Below are 262 nucleotides of genomic sequence, written 5' to 3'. Positions count from 1 at the left end.
CATACAGATAAGAAAGAGAGGAGTGTGAACTATGGTTAATGTGGAGCCAATTATAATCGATAATTATACGTTTATTGCGGTTAGCGTCAAACTTCCAAAGACAAATTTGCTAGCTGTAATGAGCGATAAAGGATATATTATGTGCGGTGCATTAGATGTAGGTCTTTTAAATGAGAAGTTAGGTGATCGAGGTATTATTGCTGGCCGTGCGGTTGGTGTAAGAACGATTGAACAACTTCTTGAAGCACCGCTAGAATCAGTA

The 262-nt window shown here is 38.5% G+C and carries 1 protein-coding gene; it reads left to right on the top strand.

Annotated elements, in window-relative coordinates:
• Positions 1–31: 31 nt before the first annotated feature.
• Positions 32–262, top strand: a 231-nt coding sequence (locus SB775_RS30755; RefSeq protein ID WP_410865052.1) for a YunC family protein, incomplete at its 3' end; no start/stop codon positions are given.

The sequence above is a fragment of the Peribacillus sp. SIMBA_075 genome, from assembly GCF_046534585.1.
This window is presented reverse-complemented; position numbering and strand designations above follow the sequence as displayed.